Origin of the sequence: Vibrio sp. 10N.222.52.B7 (genome assembly GCF_041474275.1) — a bacterium.
Lineage (GTDB): Bacteria > Pseudomonadota > Gammaproteobacteria > Enterobacterales > Vibrionaceae > Vibrio > Vibrio crassostreae_C.
Genome location: NZ_JBFRTU010000042.1, coordinates 1 through 22489, shown reverse-complemented (window position 1 = coordinate 22489; position 22489 = coordinate 1). Strand labels below are relative to the sequence as shown.

Sequence of the window (22489 nt, the reverse complement as noted above, 5' to 3'; positions counted from 1 at the left end):
TTTTTTAGGATGACATCGCTTTAGATGCGGCAATAAGTGTGTGGGCTATAAGCTTGTGAAACATGTTGATTTTCTCGCCTAGATTTTTGTTTGGAATAATAAGCGTTAGAGCGGAGGTTTCGGTCTCTGTTTTTTTTGCTTTTCGCATCTCGTTCACTCGAATCCCGCATCTGCTCTTAACCATTGCTCTTTATGATTTAGCGGCTTATATTCAACAGTACAGTTATTACATTGATTTAACATGGGTAGCTGTTGAATAAAGGACAATAAATGCTTGATTAAAAATGGATTAATCAAGTGAACAATAAGTCAGTGGAGACTCCCCAATGAAAAAACTACTTTCAGTATTAGCTGTGTCGGCAGCGGTAATGGCACCAGCGGCATTTGCTTCATCGCCAGTTATGTTTTCAACGATCAACGGCTTCAACGCACCTGATTCAGATGCGGTTGGCGGTGTACGTTTAGCTCTGCTTCACGGACAAGTAAACGACCTTAAAGGTGTCGATCTTGCGGTTGTTGGTATGTCTGAGACGCAAACAACAACAGGTGTGAACCTGGGTATCTTCGGTGCATCAAAAGTGAACCAAGAAATGACCGGCGCATCTCTAGGTTTCTTCAACTGGAACACGGGTAAAACAACGGGTGTTAACCTGGGTGCTGTGAACATTACTAATGATGTGAAAGGCGCGAACGTGAGTTTCGTCAACTACTCAGAAGGTAACACTATGGTTGATGTTGGCGCTGCGAACCTTTCAGAAGTGTCTACGGTTCAGGTTGGTATCTTCAACAAAACCAACAAAATCGAAGGCGTACAAGTTGGTCTGATCAACTGTGCTGACAATGGTTTCTTCCCGTGCTTCCCGATTGTAAACTTTGCTAAATAACGCTGTCGTTTAGCCTTTGGTTCTCCCATTGGCGAGCAACGTTCAGTTAGTGCATTAGCTTTTAGTTACGCATACGCGATTAAAGACTAAGCCTATCAACGCCTAAACCCTTGTTTGGGCGTTATTACATTCAATTCTACTTCCACGATAAACTTCTCAAATTACCCAATAAGCATGTTGTTTTATATTTGTTGTTGCGATGTTTGAATTTATAGGTACAATGTGCGATAAATCCCTAATGATGATTTATATGCTTTGATTAACCACCATACCGTCGATTTTAAAAAGGCTTTCTTAGGCCTGACCGCTAGTTTTTTAGTAGTTTTGAGCTTGTTGCTCGTTGATTCAGCGGAAGAATCAGATAAAACAGTATGGAATGGAAAACCAAGGCGTAACACGCTCTTTAGCGGAGCTCACACAGATCATAAATGCGCTTGAGTACAACATCACTGCGCTTTATCCACTGCATGGGGATACCTACGTATTCTCGCATGACAAAAAGATCGAGGGTGAGACGTGTTACTTCACCAGTGAGGAGCAACATGCCCCTCGTTTTGATTTTATGTTCTCTGGCCCTCGCGAGATGTGCAACCCGGAATCGGACCTTTATACCGAAGCGGGCAAGCGCCTGTTCATCGCTCCGACCATGGCTTATTTTGCCAATACCATTGATACCATCTCTGCGATTTATTTCATTTCAAAAGAGAAATTCATTATCTCTTCGCCTTCTGATTTTGCCAGTTACATTAAGGGCGACACCTTTGATTCGGTTGTGAATAGCAGGCCTTATTGGGTGAACACGATTCGCTTTGGCTTAGCTCAAGGGCAAGACCAAGTGGTGTATACCGGCCAATATGATGATTACTTAACAGGTCAGAAAGTGGTGACCTTAACCAAAGGAATCTACGTTAATGGTGAGTTTAAAGGGGTGTTGGGTGTCGATGGTTATGTCTCGAACCTAGTATCGAACCCTACCCATGGCTATAAAGTCACCAGTACTCGAGGCGCAAACAAATACGGGTTTATGGATTTTACGTATTCCAAGCCTCTGTATGTTGATGACATTAACACCCAGCTATATCTGAGTATTGAAGAAGATAAGAGCGAGCACTTTCTGCATGTATTGGAGATGGAGAAGATTCAGCTTTCGATACTGTTGGTTTTGTATCTGCTCTCGGTTTTATGGCTATGGCGCTTCTATACAAGACAAGAGCACCAGCGTTTAAATGAGCTAGCAATGCGCGACCCATTAACGGGCTTGCTGAATCGACGTGGTTTTGAGGCTCGATTACTGGCGCAAGATGAAGAGCCGATTATTGGTGTTGGCGTGTTTGATATCGATGATTTAAAAGTCGTTAATGATCAGCATGGCCATAAAGTGGGGGACGAGGTGATTTGCCATGTTGCTCGGTTGATGCTGAACAGCGTTAGGCAGCAAGATATCGTGGCACGGTTTGGCGGTGAAGAGTTTGTTGTCGCGATCACGGGTGAGTCTTCGGAGTTGCTTTCGTCGATCTTTGAGCGAATTCAAAACGACATTAGCCTGCAAAGTTATCGATGCCCAACAGGTGACAAGGTGAATATCTCAGTGTCTGGTGGCGCGACGCTCTACTCTTTGTATAAGTTCGACAGCGTAGGGCACTTGTGGGAAAACCAGAGTATTCGTTCGTCTGATGAGCAGCTCTATAAGGCAAAGGCTGCGGGTAAGAATCAGGTGTGTATTCAGGTGTATTAATTAGTTGGATACACAAAGGCCTAGTCGTGTGACTAGGCCTTTTTAATGTCTGTTTCAGGTTGAGGTTACTTCTTCACGCGGCCTTTTCTCATCCACTTCTGATGCACACCACGACGCAGGCTCTGGAAGCTGTTTTCCACTTTATCGACACCAAGCAGAATCACTAGCGCCATTAGCGTGATAATGACCGATTGGGAAAGATGCCCTAGTGCGATCATCATACCTAATGCTGCGAGTACCCAGATAATTGCGGCTGAAGTCACGCCATGAATCTTGCCATCCAGTGTCATCATTACACCAGCCCCAAGAAATCCAACACCCGTAATTATCTGACCAAGCACACGAGCTTGATCGAGTGTGTTGGGGGATAGGCTGATCGCCATGGTGAGGAAGAAATAGGTACCACTGATGATCAGAATCGACGTTCGGATTCCGACGGGTTTACCGCGTGTTTGCCTTTCGATTCCGATTAAAGAACCACACAGCATGCATGCAGCGAGGCCTGCCCAGCTAAAGGGGGCAAGGTTGAGAGTTTGTTCTATAAATTGTGACATATCACCCCTCCTAAAAATTTAGAATAGAGCCGAGTATGCTAATAATAGACCGGACGATCGAACAAAAACTTTTTGTCTTAACGATTGATAAAGATTACTTAAAACCTAGCAGCCGCTTGTTGTTAAGGTGAAGGCTGGTGTCGTGGTCTCTGTCGCTTCTTGGTACTCAAGGTAGCAGTTATCAGCCTGTTTTTTTCGGCTAGAAGGCGCATAAAGAATAATGCCATCATTTGCATCTGTGTTGGTAAAGAACCAGTCAGCTCGACCCGTATCCCAAACCGCATCCAAGAACGTGGATTCGATAAGCATTGACCAAGTTTGATCGTTCATCGCTGCAGGGTAACCGTAAGCGACCAATATATCGTCACCCTCAACGTTAATCGATGCGCTGACAGCCTTATCCAAGCCTAGTGCTGATGTCTTACCATAAAGCATAGCACTTGCACCCTCCATTCCGCCTTTCAGGCCATTTAATGTCGAGATACGCGCATCAGTTTGCAGGTTGAGGAATTTAGAAGCTGCAGTGACCGACACAATACCTAGAATCACGATCACCACGACCAGCTCGATGATGGTGAAACCTCTTGAGCTGAACCTAAGCGCTGGTTGAGATGTGGTTGCTGGTGGAGCAACTGAGGTATTGTGTTTCATTGATACAACTTCTCTATTCAATGTGTAGGTCGAGCGGTGTCTTGCTGCTGCGCCCGCCAATCTCACGGGTTAACTTAGGTACTAGGTAGCCAGAAACCTCAGAGATTAATCCTTTAAAGTGATGTTTCGCTTCTTCATCTGAAATATAGAAATGAGCGGCGCCCTGAACCTTATCAAGTACATGCATATAGTAAGGTAAAACACCGACGTCGAATAGCTTTTCGCTTAATTCTTTCAATGAGTTAGCGCTGTTGTTTACGCCTTTAAGCATCACGCCTTGGTTGAGCAGAGTAGCACCACTTAACTTAAGCTTGTGGAAAGCTTGTTTGAGCTCTAAGTTAATTTCGTTGGCATGGTTAATATGGCTCACCATCACCACATTAAGGCGAGTTTGAGCTAACAATTGGCATAGTTCATCCGTTACTCGAGCGGGAATCACAACCGGTAATCGGCTATGAATTCGAACTGTTTTCACATGTGGAATTTGTGCGATAGCATGAATTAGCCACTCTAGTTCGCTGTCTTTTGCCATCAGTGGATCGCCACCCGACAAGATAACTTCGTTGATCTCTGGGTGAGCAGCCACATAGTCTAGGCTGGTTTGCCAAACAGACTTCGAGCCCTTGTTATCTTGGTAAGGGAAGTGACGACGGAAGCAGTAGCGGCAGTTAATCGCACAACCGCCTTTCACAATCATCAGTGCACGGTTCTTGTATTTGTGCAGTAGCCCAGGAATGGCGTTGTCTTGCTCTTCCAGTGGATCAGCGGAATAGCCTTGGTGTACCTCAAACTCTTCGCTTAGCGGTAAAATTTGTCGTAGCAATGGATCGTGTGGGTTGCCTTTTTCCATTCGTTCGACAAAGCTAAGAGGTACCCGAAGTGCAAATAACTCACGAGCAGCGAAGCCTGCTTGCCATGGTGTTGGGTCTATTTCCAATGCCTCAAGCAGTTTTGTCGGGTCAGAGATCGCATTCGATAGTTGTTTGAGCCAGTTTTGCTCAACAGATTCGACTTTTCGGGTTATGATATGCGGCATTGAAATTAACTCAAAGATGTGGAAGAGAAAATCATGGCGTCAGTAAGCACCAATGAATTCAAAGGCGGTTTAAAATTCATGATGGATAACGAGCCTTGCTCAATTATCGAAAATGAATACGTTAAGCCAGGTAAAGGCCAAGCGTTTAACCGTGTTAAACTTCGTAAACTGCTGTCAGGCAAAGTGTTAGAGAAAACATTTAAGTCAGGCGATACAGTAGAACTAGCGGACGTTGTAGACGTTGAACTAGGCTACCTATACAGCGATGGCGAATTCTACCACTTCATGAACAACGAAACATTCGAGCAAATCGCTGCTGATGCAAAAGCAGTAGGCGAGACTTCTAAATGGTTAGTTGAAAACGACGTATGTACTCTAACGTTGTGGAATGATAACCCTATCACAGTAACTCCACCAAACTTTGTTGAGATCGCAGTAACAGAAACCGATCCTGGCCTTAAAGGCGACACACAAGGTACTGGCGGTAAGCCTGCAACTCTAGCAACTGGCGCGGTAGTTCGCGTACCTCTATTCATCGCAATCGGTGAAGTTGTTAAAGTTGATACTCGTACTGGCGAATACGTTGGTCGTGTGAAGTAATTGACTTCAAGTATCTGAAAAAGGTCGCTTAGGCGGCCTTTTTTTGTACCTCAAGATTGGGGAAGAGCAGATACGAGTAATACGAGATGCGAGATACGAAGAGCTGGAAAATCAAGAGTGAGTAAGCCAGATGCGATTCACCTTGGTTACAAGGCTACATTATGTGACTAGTGTCATATTTTGGTTGTATTCTGGATGAAAATCAAAAATTTTATCTAACTTATAGATTTACAAGGTGTTGTTGGCGTTTATATATCGCAACAAAAATCTCTCAATTCAATATGTGACTGTTTAATATTGATTTTGTGAATGTGTGTGGTGGGAAGGGAAGCTGATTACAATATTGTTAGAATGAGTAGAGTCTACTAGCTTTATACGCGATGTTATTAAGCAACTATGTGGGTATTGATATGAGACTTAATGCAATTACGTTGGCTCTTGGTTTGGTTAGTATCGTCGGGCTTTCAGGATGTGATGACGATGATACAACCGTGTCAACCACGACTCCGAGTGAGACTCCCTCGACTCCCAGCTCCCCAGCTGAAACGACTAAATACAGTGTGACTGCAATTGATGGTTATTTACGTCATGCTCGAATTTGGTTAGACCTTAACGGTAACTACGTCTTAGACGACGGTGAGCCTAATGCTATTTCTGGTGATGGCGGAGTTGCAGATTTAGACGTCACCGATGTCGACAACCCTGAACAGTACCCTGTCGTTGTGCAAGCGATCTCCGGGCAGACGATTGATGAAGATGAACCTGATGTTACGGTGTCTGACGACTATATTATGTCAGCCCCTCCAGGTGAAAAAGATGTCACCCCTTTGAGTACGCTAGTTCACGTATTGATCGAGCAAAACACTACAGATTCTGACGATGCTGCTGCGGTTGAAGCAGCAAAGCAAGCTGCCATTCAGCAAGTCGCTGATCAGCTAGGCTTAGATGAAGATGAAATCTTAGGTGATTTTGTTGAGTCAGGTGTTGAGGCTGCCGCTTATGCCGCTGAAAACTTGGTTGATTCAAATGTTTTGCCTTCATCTCCTCAAGAGTTGCAAGAAGTTGCTGAAAGTGAAGATAAAGGGACTAAGTTTATCTCTGTGATTGCATCTGTGAATAATGAAATCAAAAAGAAAATTGAAGAAGTTGCAGGTGATAGCGATAAGACATTTGATAATGTTGGTGGTGCGACAGAGGGTGTCGATTTTTCTAATGACACAGATGATGACGGCGTCCCCAATGACTTAGATGACTTTCCGAATGATCCCGATGAAAGTCTGGACTCCGATGGTGATGAGATCGGTAATAATGCCGACCTAAATGATGATACGGTGGACGGAGAAGATGACATCTACCCTGATGCCAATGATGCGTTTCCAACGGATCGTTCTCGTGCTGGTGACCATGATTCGGATGGGGTAGACAGTATTGATGATGTCTTCCCACAAGATCCAACTGAGTGGGCTGATAATGACTCTGATGGCTATGGTGACAATCAAGATGTATTTGATAATGACCCAACCGAATGGGCAGATACGGACGGTGATGGTGTTGGTAATAATGCCGATAAATTCCCATCGGATCCCAACGAGTCCTTAGATACGGACGGTGATGGCGTTGGTAATAATGCCGATGAATTCCCAACCGATGCGACCGAATGGGCAGATACGGATGATGATGGCTTAGGCGATAACGAGGATGACCCGTATCCAAACGATACGGATAACGACAGTTACAACAATGATGTTGATGAATTCCCAACCGATGCGACCGAATGGGTCGATGTGGACGGTGATGGCGTTGGTAATAATGCCGATGTTCATCCAGAGGATGGAAATAAGTCAATTGCTGATGTTGTGGCCAATGTTAGTGCAACTGATGTAGCAATTTTCAACATAACAGATCGCGATATCATTACACTGGATATTGAGGTCGAAGAAATGGTTGAGACACTGAATAGCGGAGAGATTGTTACCACCATAACTACTCAATATATCACTGCTGATGATGTGGTATATGGCACGACACAAAGTGTCGATCACCTGTTAAATGATGACTTTACTCGTATCCAGACCTTTGCGTACGACTATAACCTCGATGGTACTGCACGTTACGAAGGCATGTCTCTTGAAATTGGTACTAGAACCGAAACAAGCGAGACGTATTGGCGCTATATCGATGAGGGTGATGCATCTCTTGAGGGCGGTTTCGGCGGTAATGGTCGTGTCTATGAACAAGGCGTAGCCTTAACATCTAGAGTTCACCCAAATGACTTATCTCAAATAGATACAATACATAGTGTATCAGTGGAATTTGAGGACGTCGCAGAGGGCGTTCAAGCGGTCGAAACGTTAACCGAATACACGGTAAATGGCTTTGATATCGACGATGTTCAAACCCATCAAGCTCAATGGGCTCAGACTTTAACCACTGTAACGCAGGATTACGTGCAGAGTTTCGTGGAGTCTAAGCAGGACTGGGGTGCAGACGGTTACATCAATGTTGAACTTCGATTTAATAATATCCCTGATGGTAGCTATGTCTACGAATATTCGACACCAATATGGGCAAACCCACAAGATGGTGAATTCCATGAGTACGCAGACTTTAACTTTAATGATGGCAAATGGGACGATCTCACCTCGTACTGGAACTATTACCGCAAAGAGGTGCTAATCAATGGTGATGTTCTTGAAAGTGGAGAGCGTTCGGTTCTAAACGAGGAAACGAACACACTACTCATTGTCGATAGTGATCCAATCAATACCTTGTTCCAAGAATGGAATGCCGTGTCTCGTTCTGTCAGTGATGTGGAAAAAAATAAACACATAGAGTGGCAGCACTACCCATTAGCGGATTATTCATTTACGACTGACACTGATAATGTCGGACAGGCCTATCGCGTTTACCAGAAACAATCTAATGGCCTTTGGGTTGCTACCTCATTTGATGAGTGGGGAACACAAGCGGTTGTTGATCTACCACAACAGGTAGAGGATGCCCGTGCTGATGGCACAGAGTTGGAGCTTATTGATGATCAAATCATTCCAGGCCTGAGCCGATACGCTACGCTGTTACCTACAAGCAGCTTCCAATACGATGACAATGGGCCAATTCAATGGCACGTTGTAACGCAAGACTACCTATTGACTTATACGGGTATTCCAACACTGGTTACATTGAACCTTGGTGATAGTGGTGTGGTTCCTGGTTCGTTCACCGGAGTGAATGACGTTGATATGGTGCTTATGGTCCCGGATGTTGAGAATCCTTGGCCTTGGCACAATGCTTACTATCGCAGGGGCATAGACACTTGGAGCATGGACCTAACGGAGGAAGCGTTTAGTTGGCATAACAGTCTAGGAGTGTTCTTCTTAGACGAGACAGCTGCGCAAGATTATCTTGCAGAGTTTTTAAATCAAGATAGCGACGACGATGGCTTTAAAGACTACGAGGATGCTTTCCCTAATGATCCAAATGAATGGGATGATAGTGATGGTGACTATGTTGGCGACAATAGCGATGCCTTCCCTTATGACTCATTAGAGTGGGCGGATTCTGATAGTGATGGTTTAGGCGATAACCATGAGAATGCAACCGAAGGTTTAGATCCGAATAATGCTGATTCAGATGAAGACGGCGTTTATGACGGTGAAGACCTTTATCCAACCGACCCAAATAAGTGGACTATTACCGCCCAAGAGTTTGCGGAGCAAGAGGGGACTCTTTACGGATTCTTCAGCGATGGGAGCGAACTATCGTTCGTAGATATTCTGTTTAAAGAAACCTTGAGTTATGGCGGTGATACGTTAACCCTTACGGAACTCATACAGTACCGTGGTGATCAATCCTTTATCCAGCTACCACTTGAAGCTGAGGGGGACGTACAGCTCACTGAAAACGGCTGGCAAACTCCGGTAGGTTATACGATAGACTTCTCTGGAGAGCAACTTATTGCCTATCCAGAAGACAATTCCAGTTTCTATTATTCAGTAGAATCAGAAGTGGTAAACCTATCGGGTATGGCATTGTATGAAGTCTACTTTGAGTGGTTCGACTTCATGGAAGAGGCGAGGTTCGCTGAAGGCTCACAAGCGGTAATGTTTACCTTCTCTCCAGCCGTAAACCAGTACTTCCTATGGGAGGGTGGTAGTCCGTACGTGAGGTTCTCTGACGTCGGTTATGATACGGATGGTAGCTCTATTACAAGTCTGGACGACATTATTGTGTCGCAGTCGGTCGGTGAGTCGGTTTCCACAGATCTTACTACCTCTGTTGGCCTCTATCTAGACTTTGATATCGAGTTAGTGAGTGATGGCACGGCGCATTATTACTTCTTTGATTGGGACGCAGGAACGGCAAGTCGCGTCGCTACTGCGGATTACTTACGTTACACATTACACGGTGAAGATATCGTCGAATTTACCGTACCAGTTGAGGCTATGCCCTACATGGGAGAGGGGGATACGCCTACCATGATCTTTAGCATGTACAATGGTGAACTTACGGTAGGTGAGATTGAGGCGCCAAGTGCTGAACCGTCGGACGATACTATGTACGCTTTCAATGGTATTGCCGCACAGTCTATAGAAGATGGTGTAGTGTTGAGCGATTACCTATTTACCTGCTACTTGGGTGATAGCGATGATCAGTCAAGCCCAATCATGGCTGACTATGAGCTTGCGATTACGGATTGTGGCGGTCGAACTCACATTACCAGCGAAATGGTCGAGGGTCTAAACTTCCAACGCGTTAAAGGCAATGGAAATACTCGTGACTACTTGTTCAATGCTGATGGCACAGTGCATGTATTGAAGGGAGAGGGCGGTAACTATACTGACGATTGGGTCATAGAAGATGGCTTGGTTAAGATCAGCTATTCTGATGAATCGGAGAGCTTCACGACTTACTGGGCACTGTTAGATTCGTTGGATGATACGTGGTCAATCAAGTTCTATGAGAACGAAGTTGTGGACGGTCAATCAAGTAGCTATATCTGGATGGATACTATTATTCAACAAGATCGTCCGATTGTGCTTGAAGAGTGCTACATCGGTGATGCAGAACCTGTTGAGGGGCAACCTATCCCGAGTATGAGTGACTACGAAACGGCGATCACGGATTGTGGCGGTCGAACTCACATTACCAGTGAGATGGTCGAGGGTCTAAACTTCCAACGCGTTAAAGGCAATGGAGATACTCGTGATTACTTGTTCAATGCTGATGGTACTGTACATGTATTGAAGAGTGAGGGTGGTGACTATATCGATGACTGGGCCATAGAAGATGGCTTTATTAAGGTTAGCTATTCTGATGAATCGGAGAGCTTCACGACTTACTGGGCGTTATTAGAGTCAATGGAGCAAACTTGGTCAATTAAGTTCTTCGAGGAAGAAACGTTAGGCGGTGTGACTGAAAGTTGGATATGGGCAGATACCGTGGTGCAACAAGATAGAAACGCTCTGCAGTTTGACCCGACTAACTTGGTATTGATGGAGTACGATGGTAACACCCTCTTTTTCCATGATAACGGCAGTATGAGCTATATCGGCAATGATGGCACTGAGACCTATGGGAACAGTTGGATGAAAACTTCAGCTAATACCATGATGATAACTTATGAAGATACCTCAACCGAGCAATGGGTACTTTTATCACAAACTGATGATGAATTAACTATCTCTAGGGATGGTTCAGAGGAGGTGCTTACAAATGTTACCTACGAGGGAACAGTAACGGTCTGTGAGGATGGTGATTCACCGTGGGATGATTTTACGGACCAACCCTCTGACTTTGGCACTCGTTCGGACTATGACAGCGCAGTCGCCAACTGTACCGTTGGTGGTGCTCAGTTTATAGAGTCTGATTTCACAGGTAATGGCAGTGAAAGTTCTCGTTGGGAGCTCATCGATCTTTGGGAGATAAATGGCACCGTCATGGCTGTAGTTGAAGAAGAGGTTGTGTTCCATAGTAACGGTACTGGCTACTTTGACGATGATGAGGGATTGTTCGGGTTCGATTGGGTGATTTTGAATGGTGAGGTGACCTTAACCATAACCGAAGAGGAATTTATAGGAGCCAAAGACACCTGGAATAAGGTTGATCAAGATGGAGAGTATATTACGACTAAATCCTTCTGGAGCGATCCAACCTGGAGCAACCCTGCGCCGGCAGAGGGAGAAGCTGAGATATTCTCGGGTGTGATGCGATTTGTGGGGTTTGAATCGCCGTAACGCATATAGACTTATCATCTAGCATAGAATAAACGCCTAGGGTCAAACCTAGGCGTTTTCTATTTAACTGTTAAATCATAAAAATGAAGATAATAGACAGTGCGCTGATTAGGCCTGCAACGAAGTAGCAGCCAACTTTACCCGCAACACCGACATGGAACTTAAGGTCGTGCATGCCGTGGTGAAGACGGTGCATTGCGTGCCACATTGGCAGTGCTAGCGTACCGATGATGAATAGCGCACCGATAATGCTGGTGGCGAATTCAGACACACGCTCGTAGCTCATTGCGTCCGCATCGATGATGCCCATTGGCACTAAGATACCCAGCACTAAGATCGTGATTGGTGTGATCATCGCAAACCAAGTACCGCCAGCGCCAAATAGGCCCCACCAGATTGGCTCATCAGAGCGTTGTGGGTTGTGGTTAACAGGTTTTACTTTGTAATTTGTGTTCATAACGAAAGCTCCTTACACCACAACAAGAACGATTAAAGAAATAAAAGCCACCGCTGCCCACTGGGTCAGTACGATGATTTTTTTATCAACCAATTTGCCTTTAAGACGGATTGGCATTACTTGAGGCATCATGCTGAAGAAGGTTTGAGCGTGCAGCAAGCTGCCTAGCAGTGCCACGATGTTGATACCAACGACGATAGGGTTCGCCATAAAGCTCAACCAACCAGCCCACGCTTCAGGGCCTTTCACTAGTGCACCCAAACCGAAGGTTAGGAACAGAGTGAATAGAATCAAAGGCAGTACAGTCGCTTCACGTAGCATGTAGAAGCGGTAGAACGGATGGTTGCTCCACCACGTTCTCTTCATCTCACGAACATAAGGCTTACGATTGCTCATATTATGCCTCCTCTGCTGTTTTTACTTGCGATCCGTCTGGCTTGAACATCGAGATAACGAAGTCCATTGAAGACTCAACTTTACCTTGGTTTACTGCAGCCGCTGGGTCTACTTTCTTCGGACATACGTCAGAACAGTAACCTACAAACGTACAGCCCCAAGCGCCATTGTCGCCATTGATAAGCTTCATACGTTCGGCTTTACCATTGTCACGGCTATCTAGGTTGTAGCGGTGAGCAAGAGCAAGTGCCGCAGGGCCGATGAACTCAGGGTTTAGACCAAACTGAGGACATGCTGCGTAACACAAACCACAGTTGATGCAGCCAGCGAACTGCTTGTATTTCGCCATTTGCTCTGGAGTTTGGATGTTCGTGCCGTCTTCTGGCTTACGGTCGTTACCAATGATGTAAGGCTTGATCGCTTCAAGGCGCTCGATGAACGGCGTCATGTCGACAATCAAATCTTTTTCGATTGGGAAGTTAGCTAAAGGCTCAATCTTGAAGCCATTCGGGTAGTCACGTAAGAAGCTCTTACACGCCAGTTTTGGCACGCCATCAACCATGATGCCGCAAGAACCACAAATCGCCATACGACAAGACCAACGGTAAGACAGGTCTTTATCTAGGTTGTCTTTGATGTAACCGATCGCATCAAGTACTGACATGGTTTCATCAAACGGCACTTCAAAGGTTTGAAAGTGAGGTTCTGCATCGTGCTCAGGGTCATAACGCAGGATTTCAATTTTTTGGATTCGATTCGCTGACATTATGCTTGCTCCTCTTCGCTCTTCTTAGCATTCTCTTCTGCTGCTTTTTCAGCGGCAGCGGCTTTCTCTGCAGCTTCACCGTACAGACGAGCTTTAGGTTGAGATTTGGTGATCTTAACGCCGCTGTAGTCGATGGTTGGTGCTGCATCTTCGTTGTAGAAAGATAGAGAGTGTTTCAGGAAGTTCACGTCATCACGTTCTGTGCAGTTGTCGTCTAGACGTTGGTGTGCACCGCGAGACTCTTTACGAAGGATCGCTGAGTGAACCATCGCTTCTGCAACTTCAAGACCGTAACCCACTTCGATAGCGTAAAGTAGGTCAGTGTTGAATACTTTGCCTTTGTCTTTAATGCTGATCTTCTTGTAGCGAGCTTTCAGTTCAGTGAGTTTGTCGATGGTCTTTTGCATCAAGTCTTCTTGACGGTAGATACCACAACCCGCTTCCATGGTGTGACCCATTTCAGTACGGATATCAGCCCAGTTCTCGTCGCCTTCTTGAGCCAAGATGCCTGCGATGCGATCTTCAACCGCTTTCACTTGCTTAGCGATAGACTCTTCGTTCCAGCCTTTGAATTCAGCAGCGCGTTTCACCGCTTCTTCACCAGCAACGCGGCCAAATACTACGAACTCAGCCAGTGAGTTAGAACCTAGGCGGTTTGCACCGTGTAGGCCAACTGAAGCACATTCACCAACGGCGAATAGGCCTTTAATGCGAGTTTCACAGGTACCGTTAGTTTCAATACCACCCATGGTGTAGTGAACGGTTGGACGAATTGGGATCGGCTCTTTTGCTGGGTCTACGTTTACGTACGCTTTTGCAAGCTCACAGATGAACGGTAGACGCTCTTGCAGGTACTCTTCACCAAGGTGGCGAAGGTCAAGGTGCACGACATCACCAAGTGGGTGCTTGATGGTGTTGCCTTTCTGCTGCTCGTGCCAGAATGCTTGAGAAACTTTGTCACGTGGACCCAGTTCCATGTATTTGTTTTTTGGCTCGCCCACTGGAGTTTCAGGGCCCATGCCGTAATCTTGTAGGTAACGGTAGCCGTTCTTGTTGACGATGATACCGCCTTCACCACGACAACCTTCGGTCATCAAGATGCCAGTGCCCGGTAGGCCTGTTGGGTGGTATTGAACGAACTCCATATCACGCAGTGGTACACCGTGGCGATAAGCCATTGCCATACCGTCGCCCGTTACGATGCCGCCGTTGGTATTACAGTGGTAAACACGACCTGCGCCGCCGGTTGCTAGAACAACAGATTTTGCTTTGATGGTAACAAGCTCACCTTCAGACATGTGAATCGCGATTAGGCCTTGTACTTCGCCATCTTCAACGCCGCTCTGGTTTTCTACGAGAAGGTCCACCACAAAGTACTCATCAAATCGTTTGATTGTGTCGTACTTCATCGAAGTCTGGAACAGAGTATGAAGCATGTGGAAGCCGGTTTTATCCGCTGCGAACCACGTTCTCTCTACTTTCATACCGCCGAATCGGCGTACGTTTACTTCACCGTTTTCTTTACGACTCCATGGGCAGCCCCATTGTTCCATTTGGATCATTTCGCGAGTCGAGTTTTCAACAAAGTATTCAACAACATCCTGTTCACATAGCCAGTCGCCACCGCCAACAGTATCGTTGAAGTGGTTATCTAGGCTATCTTCGTCTTTAATTACCGCTGCTGAACCGCCTTCTGCCGCTACCGTGTGCGAACGCATTGGGTAAACTTTAGAAATCAGTGCTACTTCCAGTTCAGGATTAGCTTCAGCCGCAGCAATAGCTGTACGAAGACCAGCGCCGCCTGCGCCGATGACTGCGATATCTGTGGTAATTGTCTTCACAGTTATTCTCCAGTGTGATGCGGAGTATTCCGCTTGTAATTATAAAAAGCCTATTTAGGAGGTTCTAAATCGTAGGAACCATTTAGCGCCCCTAAGCCTTAAGTGGTAGGTTCAGTGTAAGAGAGGAAGGTATTCGAAAAGTTGATGCATTTGGGTTTTTAGGTCGGTAGTGCATATGGAGGCATAGAAATTATAGGTTATGTGACTGCAATCACGGCAATGAATTGTTGATAACGATTAACCCACAAGACTTGTGTTAACGGCTTGTTGAGTATGATTTTTGTTATCAATGTGGATGTGAAAGCTGTATTGATAATTGTATTGTAGAACGTAATTTTCTGGCTTCATTAAAGCAACATTTTGCTTCCATCTATAGAAAGATAGAAGCTTACAAAAGAGGCGAAAGGTGGTAATTTCCGTCGCCTAGAATTCAGTAATATGGAACTTAATAATGCACTCAACATGGCAACCAGCCGCAACCATTAAGCAGTTAAAGCAACGTGCTGATATCCTTAATCAAATCCGTCAGTTCTTTGCTGAGCGAAACGTGATGGAAGTGGATACGCCTGCGATGAGCCACGCCACGGTGACGGACGTGCATTTGCATACTTTCAAAACTGAATTCGTAGGGCCGGGTTATGCGCACGGTCAGCCTCTGTTCTTTATGACTAGCCCTGAGTTTCATATGAAACGTCTATTAGCGGCGGGCAGTGGCTGTATTTACCAAATTTGTAAGTCTTTCCGTAACGAAGAAAATGGCCGTTACCACAACCCTGAGTTCACCATGTTGGAGTGGTATCGCGTTGGCTTTGATCACCATGACCTGATGGATGAAATGGATTTGCTGTTACAGCAGGTACTTAAATCGGGCTCAGCAGAGCGAATGACTTACCAACAAGCCTTTATTGACGTGTTAGGTGTGTGTCCCCTGGAAGATTCGATGGCTACGCTAAAGCAAGCCGCAGCAAAACTTGGGCTCAGCGATATAGCTGACCCTGAAGAAGATCGTGATACCTTGCTGCAGTTGCTGTTTAGTATTGGGGTTGAAGCCAAAATAGGCCAACAAGTCCCTGCGTTTGTTTATGACTTTCCGGCTTCACAAGCGGCATTGGCTAAGATTAACCCTGAGGACCCGCGAGTGGCGGATCGCTTTGAGGTGTACTTTAAAGGGATTGAATTGGCAAACGGCTTCCATGAATTAGATAAGCCACAAGAGCAGCTCAAGCGCTTTGAAGATGACAATGCCAAACGTATTGAGATGGGCTTATCGCCTCAACCGATTGACCATCACTTGATTGAGGCATTAAAAGCGGGCTTACCAGACTGTGCGGGTGTTGCTTTAGGTATTGATCGTCTGATCATGCTGGCGTTAGGTTATGACCACATCGATGACGTGACGGCTTTTCCTTTCCCACGTTCTTAACTTTTTGCTTTTGTTTTTACTGAGAGTGAATAGTCATTAGCTATTCACTCTCAGTTTCCAATCAGCTGCCAATTAACTTCACTAGCTAGCTGACTAGAATACCAGTACCCACTACGGCAACAATGGCACCGATCCAAGCGTAGGCATTTGGTCTCTGTTTGGTGTACAGCCAAAGTATTGGTAACAACATGATAGGTGTGGTTGAAGACAACAGAGCAACCATGCCGACATTTCCTTCTTGCAGTGCATACAAGATCAGCGTCATTCCCACCGCCATAGCAAGAAAGCCGTTCACTGCGGTAATCGCGAATATTTGACCATTCATCGGGTTAATTGCGCGTGAGAGCTTAGCGCCAGTTAGACGAAATGCGGAGTGAGCAACAAAAGCGGTGATCATACGAATTGCTGAAGCGGCAACAGGGTCTATGCTGGTTTGCATCACGGGTTTTGCGATGATCCCACCTAATGCTTGGCAGATAGCCGCTGTGATTCCGAGAGCTACACCAATCCACACGGTGCCCTTGATGGTTTCGAGTTGGTTGTTGGCTTGTCCTCGACGACCAAAGAATATCGCGGTTAATACACCACTGAACACCAAAGCCGAGCCAATCAGCTCCACCGAAGTCATGCTTTCGCTAAATAGGAAGTAACCAAGAATTGCCGAGAACACGGCGTGACAAGAGAACAGCAAACCTGCTTGGCGCGGTCCCATTCTGTTCAAACAAGCAAATAGGGCGGTATCACCAATGAAGATGCCAATTAGCCCAGACAGCATCATCGGCGTGACTAGGTCTGCTTCGACCGTTGACCAGCCACCAGTAAACCAAGCCATGCTCGATAAGATGATAGCAGTGCAACCCATGCGCCAACGGCTATAGGCGAAAGAACCTAAGTGTTGAGCAGGCTTTACTGACATCAGGCTCGCGATAGCCCAAAGAAAAGCGGCAGCAAGAGCCAACCATTCGAATCCCATTGAAGTGTACGTCCGTGTCAAAATGTAGAAGTGGGGGATTCAATATGCACTAAACCTTCCAGATAGCAAAGACGTGATTACTATCTGGAAGGGCATTAGTAGGGATTAACGTGCTAGGTGATGATAAACAGGGCGAGGTAAACCATCAGCAAGCCCACAATACCTAAGATGATGCCCATCTTCGCCATGTCTTTGCTTTCGATAAGCCCGGTCGAGTAGGCCAGTGAGTTTGGTGGCGTTGATACGGGCAGAATCATGCCAAGTGACGCAGAGAAGGCGACCACAACCAGCAAGCCTTGCAGGCCACCAATCGCAACTAGGCTTTCCATGGATGCACCGATCGCAGCGGCTATCGGCATCAGCAAGTTGGCAGTCGCAGTGTTTGACATGAAGTTCGCCATTAACCAACACACGATAGACAATGTCAGTACCACAGCTGCAGGTGACAGCGATTCATAGTCAATTGCGTGTGCGAGTGCAGCGGCTAAGCCTGTTTTATCTAAGCCAATACCAATCGCAATACCACCTGCGACCAGCCACAACACATCCCAGTTAATCAGCTTGAGTTCTTCTTTACCCATGATGCCAGTGAGCGTAAACACAGCCAATGGAATGATAGACACGACATAGGTGTTCATGCCATGCAGTTTGGTGGTCATCCACAATAAGATTGTCGCAGCGAAGGTGATGTAAACCACAATCGCTCGCCAGCTCTTTCTAAATTGTCCATCGAGCTTGAGCACCATGTTTCTTTCTTTAGAAGGGAAGAGTTTTTGTAGAAGAAACCAAGCGATGGTGAGTTGGATGATCACAAAGGGTAAGCCCATCATCATCCAGCTGAGGAAGTCGATGGTATTTTCACCCGTTAGGTATTGCAGCGCGATGGCATTGGGCGGTGTACCGATTGGGGTTGCGATACCGCCAGTATTGGCAGCAATTGGAATACACAACACGAGCGCTTTGATACCCATATCGCCTTTTGGTGCAGATGCCACGATAGGGCCGAGCAGTGCAAGCATCATTACCGTCGTTGCGGTATTTGACATGAACATTGAGAACACGGCGGTGATCAGCATTAAGCCGAGCATAATGAAGCGCGGCTCTGTACCAAATGGTTTAAGTAGCACTCGAGCTAGGTTGTTATCGAGTTCATACTTGGATGCGGATATCGCAAGAGCAAAACCACCCATGAAAAGGATGATGATCGGTGACGAAAATGCACCGAAGATGTCGGTATATTTGATTAACTCACCGAGATCGTGCCCCGCTGGTGGATTTCTAAATAGGTGTAAACCTTTGTCAGATATCATCACCAGTTCAAGCGCAATGATCAAAATGGAAGTGGCGAATACCGGAACAGGTTCAAGCACCCACAGCAGGGCTGCTAATAAGAATATCGCCAACAGGCGGTGTTGAATCAGCGTGAGATCATCGATTGGTATTGAATCTATCGGCATGAATAACACGCCTAAGGGAATCGCAAAACAAATCAACAGCTTGACCAGAACGCCAACATTGAGTTTAGGCATGTACAAAGACCCTATAAATAAAATATCTTCAAATAGAGTAAGTTATCTGGATTTCTGGTACTTGGAGACGGGTTGGAAAATCAAAAAGTTGTTTAAGGTTTCGACAGTTGTTTTGTTTTTGGTCAATCTTTTATCTGGGCAATTAGAGACAAGAGTGAGAAGCAGCAGGTGGCTGGGCAGGGTTTGAAAGATTGAGTTGTTAGAGCTTGAGTAGCAAATGAATCGGTAGAGTTAAGAAAAAGGCGCGTTCTTCTCTGAAATAGAAAAAGTAACGCGCCTTGAAAGCTTAAATGAGTTAACTCAAATTGTTAAGCTTGGTCAGTGTTCTCAGCAGAATCGGTAACAACATCGTCATTTGCTTGCGCTTCTTTGCCAGCAATGTGCGCGAAAGGTGTACCAAGAACCGTTTTCTCGCCATTTTGCATAGTGTCGTCAAACTTGATTGCATCTTTAGCGAACAGGTTGATAACGGTTGAACCAAGCTTAAAGCGGCCCATCTCTTCGCCTTTCTTCAAGATGATTGCTTTGTCACCTTGTGCAGGGTAATCCCATTTGTAAACCGAGTTACCACGAGGTGGGGTGATGGTACCTGCCCATACTTGCTCGATGCTACCTACGATCGTTGCGCCAACCAGCACTTGTGCCATTGGGCCAAATTCCGTATCGAAGATACAAACGACACGCTCATTACGTGCGAATAGGTTTGGAACGTTTTCTGCCGTTAACGGGTTAACTGAGAAAAGGTCACCTGGAACGTAGATCATCTGGCGCAGTGTGCCGTCGCATGGCATGTGCACGCGGTGGTAATCACTTGGAGACAGGTAAAGCGTTGCGAATTCACCGTCTTTAAATTCATCCGCTAGCGCAGCATCACCACCCAATAGCTCGCGAGCTGAGTAGTTATGGCCTTTCGCTTGAATCAGTTGACCGTCAGTAATTGGGCCAAATTGGCTCACACGTGCATCTGCAGGGTGAACAATAACAGATTCACCTTCGGCGATGGGACGCATGCCTTCTTTCAATTCACGCACGAAGAATTCATTGAATGTTTTAAAGTGTTTTGGATCGCTATGCAGAGCTTCATCCATGTTCACTTTGTATTGCTTGATGAACCAGTTGATGATCGCTGTCGTTAAGCCGCCCGCTTTAGCAGACGCAAGTTTGCCGACTAGGCGAGTTAATCCATGTTGTGGAATCCAGTACTGCAATCCAACTTTAATCTTATCCATTGTATTAATTTTCCAATGCTAATTGTTTTTCAATTAAATCTGTCGATGACGGTTTAGGGCGCGAGATGTTACTTAAATTCGCGCCAATTGTCAGTAAATGCACACATTTGTTCACAAAAACGCGATTAGAGATCGGCTTTTTTGTTGCGTGAATACTGACGGTTATCTTTGTTACTCACCATGCTTTCAATGATGCGGTGGTAGTTGTCGAAACGTAATCGACTGATCTTTCCGTTTTCTACCGCTTCGCGCAGGATGCAGCCTGGGTCATCAATGTGTTTACAGTCACGGAACTTACAACCGCCAAGGTAAGGCTTGAACTCGATAAAGGCTTCAGTGATTTCGTCGGCCTCTAGGTGCCATAGGCCGAATTCACGCACTCCTGGTGAATCAATCAGATCACCACCAGAAGGGAAGTGGTATAAACGAGCTGCCGTGGTTGTGTGCTGACCAAGACCTGAGTTCTCAGAGACTTCGCCTTCTTCAATGTCTAGCGTAGGCATTAATGCATTCACTAGGCTTGATTTACCCACACCCGATTGACCAACAAAGATGTTGATACGGTCTTTGAGTTCAGCTTCCAGCTCTTTGATGCCGTAGCCAGACTCTTTACTCACGAACATCACTTTATAGCCGATCTTCTCGTACTCTTTAAGTGTTTCACGGTATTCAGCAATCTGCTCATCAGTCAGTAGATCGACCTTGTTCAGTACAACAAGCGGCGCGATGTTTACCGTTTCTGAAGCAATTAGGTAACGGTCGATAATATTAAGTGATAGCTCTGGTAGCACAGCCGATACGATAACCATTTGGTCGACGTTCGCAGCTACTGGCTTTAGGCCATCGTAGTAATCAGGGCGAGTCAGCATTGAAGTTCTCGGCTCAACCGCTTCCACAACGCCAGAAATACCGGCCATTGATTCTAAGCCTGCGCGCCAAGTCACTCGGTCACCAGAAACTAAAGTCTCGATACTACGGCGTAAGTTACAACGATGAACTTCGTTAGTTTCAAGATCTTCGATATCAGCATGTTGGCCAAAGCGCGTAATCACGAGTCCGCTTTTGGTTCCGCCAAGCATGTTCTCATCCCATTGGATAGAATCTTCTTTCTTGAGTCGCTTGTTCTGGTTGCTACGTACACGACGTACTTGACCTTTGGTTAACTTCTTTTTTTTAGCCACAATTTTTCACTTAACACATCTAACTTGATGATTGGGGACTCAAACAGGATGTTGCTGGTACCACGTGATTTCGATGGTCCTAAAGCTAGTTTGAGTATAGTTATTTGGGTATAGTACCTCTTTTACACATAAACAAATAGGCGACGCCTTATGTCCTTTAGCGATCAGAACCTTATTTGGGTTGATCTAGAGATGACAGGACTTGATCCTGAAACTCATAAAATCATTGAAATTGCTACTATCGTTACTGATAGTGAGCTTAACATCCTGGCTGAAGGACCTGTTTTGGCTATTCACCAACCTCAGAGTGAATTGGACAAGATGGACGAGTGGTGTACAACGACTCACACTGGCAGCGGCCTCGTGAAGCGAATTCAAGAAAGCACGGTTTCAGAGCAAGATGCCATCCAACAAACCATTGAGTTTCTTGAAAAATGGGTACCAAAAGGTAAGTCACCAATTTGTGGCAACAGCATTGGTCAAGACCGCCGTTTCCTATACAAGCACATGCCAGAGTTAGAAGAGTACTTCCACTACCGCTATGTTGACGTAAGCACTCTGAAAGAGCTGACTCGTCGTTGGAAACCTGAAGTGTTAGATGGTTTTTCTAAGTCGGGAAGTCACCTTGCGTTAGACGATATTCGAGAGTCGATCGCCGAGCTGCAGTACTACCGAAAAACGATTATTAACATCTAGTCGAATAAAATGATCACGTTTATCTAACTTTTCAGGGACATAAGAGCCGTTTTTTTTGCAAATCTGTGTGCTTTTACAGCAGTTGAGTAAAAAGTTTCGTAATTTTGCATTAAGGACTTGCATCACAAAAAAATGCTCTTATAATTCGCAGCCCTGAACGGAGAAAGACGTTTTCAGATTGCGATACTAGCTCAGTTGGTAGAGCGCAACCTTGCCAAGGTTGAGGTCATCGGTTCGAACCCGATGTATCGCTCCAAATTCTTTCTTAGGATTGATGTTGGGAAATAGAGTCATTGACTTAAATA

The 22489-nt window shown here is 45.7% G+C and carries 16 protein-coding genes, 1 tRNA gene and 1 pseudogene; 7 read left to right on the top strand and 11 right to left on the bottom strand.

Features of this window, described 5'->3' with window-relative positions:
- Nucleotides 1-326: 326 nt before the first annotated feature.
- Both AB4512_RS12775 and AB4512_RS12770 read left to right on the top strand, forming a co-directional pair.
- The gene (locus AB4512_RS12775; protein WP_017068001.1) at nucleotides 327-884 is read left to right on the top strand and encodes a VC2662 family protein; all 558 of its coding nucleotides are present in this window, start codon (nucleotides 327-329) and stop codon (nucleotides 882-884) included.
- A gap of 255 nt (nucleotides 885-1139) precedes the next feature.
- Nucleotides 1140-2619: pseudogene (locus tag AB4512_RS12770) on the top strand (diguanylate cyclase).
- A gap of 65 nt (nucleotides 2620-2684) precedes the next feature.
- Here AB4512_RS12770 and AB4512_RS12765 read toward each other — a convergent pair.
- From AB4512_RS12765 to epmB, 3 genes are all read right to left on the bottom strand, one after another.
- Complete coding sequence (locus AB4512_RS12765) at nucleotides 2685-3173, bottom strand: MgtC/SapB family protein (RefSeq protein WP_004733333.1); 489 nt, start codon at nucleotides 3171-3173, stop codon at nucleotides 2685-2687.
- A gap of 105 nt (nucleotides 3174-3278) precedes the next feature.
- Nucleotides 3279-3824: a prepilin-type N-terminal cleavage/methylation domain-containing protein gene (locus AB4512_RS12760; protein ID WP_372136662.1), complete on the bottom strand. Its 546-nt coding sequence runs from the start codon at nucleotides 3822-3824 to the stop codon at nucleotides 3279-3281.
- Nucleotides 3825-3837: 13 nt separating this feature from the next.
- Nucleotides 3838-4860 carry an EF-P beta-lysylation protein EpmB gene (gene epmB, locus AB4512_RS12755; protein WP_372174984.1) on the bottom strand — a complete coding sequence of 341 codons (1023 nt, stop codon included), beginning with the start codon at nucleotides 4858-4860 and terminating at the stop codon, nucleotides 3838-3840.
- A 33-nt stretch (nucleotides 4861-4893) separates the two neighbouring features.
- Between epmB and efp the strand changes: the two genes are divergently transcribed.
- Both efp and AB4512_RS12745 read left to right on the top strand, forming a co-directional pair.
- Entirely contained in the window at nucleotides 4894-5460 is a 567-nt protein-coding gene (gene efp, locus AB4512_RS12750; RefSeq protein ID WP_017067165.1) for an elongation factor P, read from the top strand.
- A 410-nt stretch (nucleotides 5461-5870) separates the two neighbouring features.
- Nucleotides 5871-11693, top strand: coding sequence for a hypothetical protein (locus tag AB4512_RS12745; protein WP_372174983.1), 5823 nt, complete (start codon nucleotides 5871-5873; stop codon nucleotides 11691-11693).
- A 70-nt stretch (nucleotides 11694-11763) separates the two neighbouring features.
- Here the strand turns inward: AB4512_RS12745 and frdD are convergent, their stop codons facing one another.
- From frdD to frdA, 4 genes are read right to left on the bottom strand one after another with little or no spacing between them, the layout of a single operon-like run.
- Nucleotides 11764-12150 (bottom strand): fumarate reductase subunit FrdD, encoded by a 387-nt coding sequence (gene frdD, locus AB4512_RS12740; RefSeq protein ID WP_065677187.1) that lies wholly within the window; start codon nucleotides 12148-12150, stop codon nucleotides 11764-11766.
- Between the two features lie 12 nt (nucleotides 12151-12162).
- Entirely contained in the window at nucleotides 12163-12546 is a 384-nt protein-coding gene (frdC, locus tag AB4512_RS12735; protein WP_017061300.1) for a fumarate reductase subunit FrdC, read from the bottom strand.
- 1 nt (nucleotide 12547) lies between these two features.
- Nucleotides 12548-13312, bottom strand: coding sequence for a succinate dehydrogenase/fumarate reductase iron-sulfur subunit (locus AB4512_RS12730; protein WP_009847917.1), 765 nt, complete (start codon nucleotides 13310-13312; stop codon nucleotides 12548-12550).
- The gene (gene frdA / locus AB4512_RS12725) at nucleotides 13312-15153 is read right to left on the bottom strand and encodes a fumarate reductase (quinol) flavoprotein subunit (RefSeq protein ID WP_102332660.1); all 1842 of its coding nucleotides are present in this window, start codon (nucleotides 15151-15153) and stop codon (nucleotides 13312-13314) included. The genes AB4512_RS12730 and frdA overlap by 1 nt, the downstream gene beginning before the upstream one ends.
- Before the next feature lie 451 nt (nucleotides 15154-15604).
- On the opposite strand from frdA, the gene epmA reads away from it, so the two are divergent.
- A complete protein-coding gene (epmA, locus tag AB4512_RS12720; RefSeq protein WP_102332661.1) occupies nucleotides 15605-16576 on the top strand; it encodes an elongation factor P--(R)-beta-lysine ligase in 972 nt (323 codons plus the stop codon).
- An 85-nt stretch (nucleotides 16577-16661) separates the two neighbouring features.
- Here epmA and AB4512_RS12715 read toward each other — a convergent pair whose 3' ends face one another.
- The 4 genes from AB4512_RS12715 to rsgA form a co-directional block, all read right to left on the bottom strand.
- Nucleotides 16662-17549, bottom strand: a complete 888-nt coding sequence (locus AB4512_RS12715) for a DMT family transporter (RefSeq protein WP_017071213.1) — start codon at nucleotides 17547-17549, stop codon at nucleotides 16662-16664.
- 113 nt (nucleotides 17550-17662) lie between these two features.
- Nucleotides 17663-19078 (bottom strand): DASS family sodium-coupled anion symporter, encoded by a 1416-nt coding sequence (locus tag AB4512_RS12710; protein WP_017061303.1) that lies wholly within the window; start codon nucleotides 19076-19078, stop codon nucleotides 17663-17665.
- Between the two features lie 308 nt (nucleotides 19079-19386).
- Complete coding sequence (asd, locus tag AB4512_RS12705) at nucleotides 19387-20307, bottom strand: archaetidylserine decarboxylase (protein WP_017063172.1); 921 nt, start codon at nucleotides 20305-20307, stop codon at nucleotides 19387-19389.
- Nucleotides 20308-20432: 125 nt separating this feature from the next.
- Nucleotides 20433-21488 carry a small ribosomal subunit biogenesis GTPase RsgA gene (rsgA, locus tag AB4512_RS12700; RefSeq protein ID WP_372074587.1) on the bottom strand — a complete coding sequence of 352 codons (1056 nt, stop codon included), beginning with the start codon at nucleotides 21486-21488 and terminating at the stop codon, nucleotides 20433-20435.
- A 150-nt stretch (nucleotides 21489-21638) separates the two neighbouring features.
- Here rsgA and orn point away from each other — a divergent pair, with 150 nt between their 5' ends.
- Together orn and AB4512_RS12690 are read left to right on the top strand one after the other, a co-directional pair.
- Entirely contained in the window at nucleotides 21639-22184 is a 546-nt protein-coding gene (gene orn / locus AB4512_RS12695) for an oligoribonuclease (protein WP_010434065.1), read from the top strand.
- A 180-nt stretch (nucleotides 22185-22364) separates the two neighbouring features.
- Nucleotides 22365-22440, top strand: a tRNA-Gly gene (locus tag AB4512_RS12690).
- The last annotated feature ends 49 nt before the right edge of the window (nucleotides 22441-22489 follow it).

Bases quoted from the DNA above. Each gene is read 5' to 3' on its own strand.
- epmB (WP_372174984.1), bottom strand. From the start codon at position 4,860: ATGCCGCATATCATAACCCGAAAAGTCGAATCTGTTGAGCAAAACTGG.
- AB4512_RS12745 (WP_372174983.1), top strand. From the start codon at position 5,871: ATGAGACTTAATGCAATTACGTTGGCTCTTGGTTTGGTTAGTATCGTC.
- AB4512_RS12730 (WP_009847917.1), bottom strand. From the start codon at position 13,312: ATGTCAGCGAATCGAATCCAAAAAATTGAAATCCTGCGTTATGACCCT.
- AB4512_RS12775 (WP_017068001.1), top strand. From the start codon at position 327: ATGAAAAAACTACTTTCAGTATTAGCTGTGTCGGCAGCGGTAATGGCA.
- AB4512_RS12765 (WP_004733333.1), bottom strand. From the start codon at position 3,173: ATGTCACAATTTATAGAACAAACTCTCAACCTTGCCCCCTTTAGCTGG.
- frdC (WP_017061300.1), bottom strand. From the start codon at position 12,546: ATGAGCAATCGTAAGCCTTATGTTCGTGAGATGAAGAGAACGTGGTGG.
- efp (WP_017067165.1), top strand. From the start codon at position 4,894: ATGGCGTCAGTAAGCACCAATGAATTCAAAGGCGGTTTAAAATTCATG.
- AB4512_RS12760 (WP_372136662.1), bottom strand. From the start codon at position 3,824: ATGAAACACAATACCTCAGTTGCTCCACCAGCAACCACATCTCAACCA.
- orn (WP_010434065.1), top strand. From the start codon at position 21,639: ATGTCCTTTAGCGATCAGAACCTTATTTGGGTTGATCTAGAGATGACA.
- epmA (WP_102332661.1), top strand. From the start codon at position 15,605: ATGCACTCAACATGGCAACCAGCCGCAACCATTAAGCAGTTAAAGCAA.
- AB4512_RS12715 (WP_017071213.1), bottom strand. From the start codon at position 17,549: ATGGGATTCGAATGGTTGGCTCTTGCTGCCGCTTTTCTTTGGGCTATC.
- frdD (WP_065677187.1), bottom strand. From the start codon at position 12,150: ATGAACACAAATTACAAAGTAAAACCTGTTAACCACAACCCACAACGC.
- asd (WP_017063172.1), bottom strand. From the start codon at position 20,307: ATGGATAAGATTAAAGTTGGATTGCAGTACTGGATTCCACAACATGGA.
- AB4512_RS12710 (WP_017061303.1), bottom strand. From the start codon at position 19,078: ATGCCTAAACTCAATGTTGGCGTTCTGGTCAAGCTGTTGATTTGTTTT.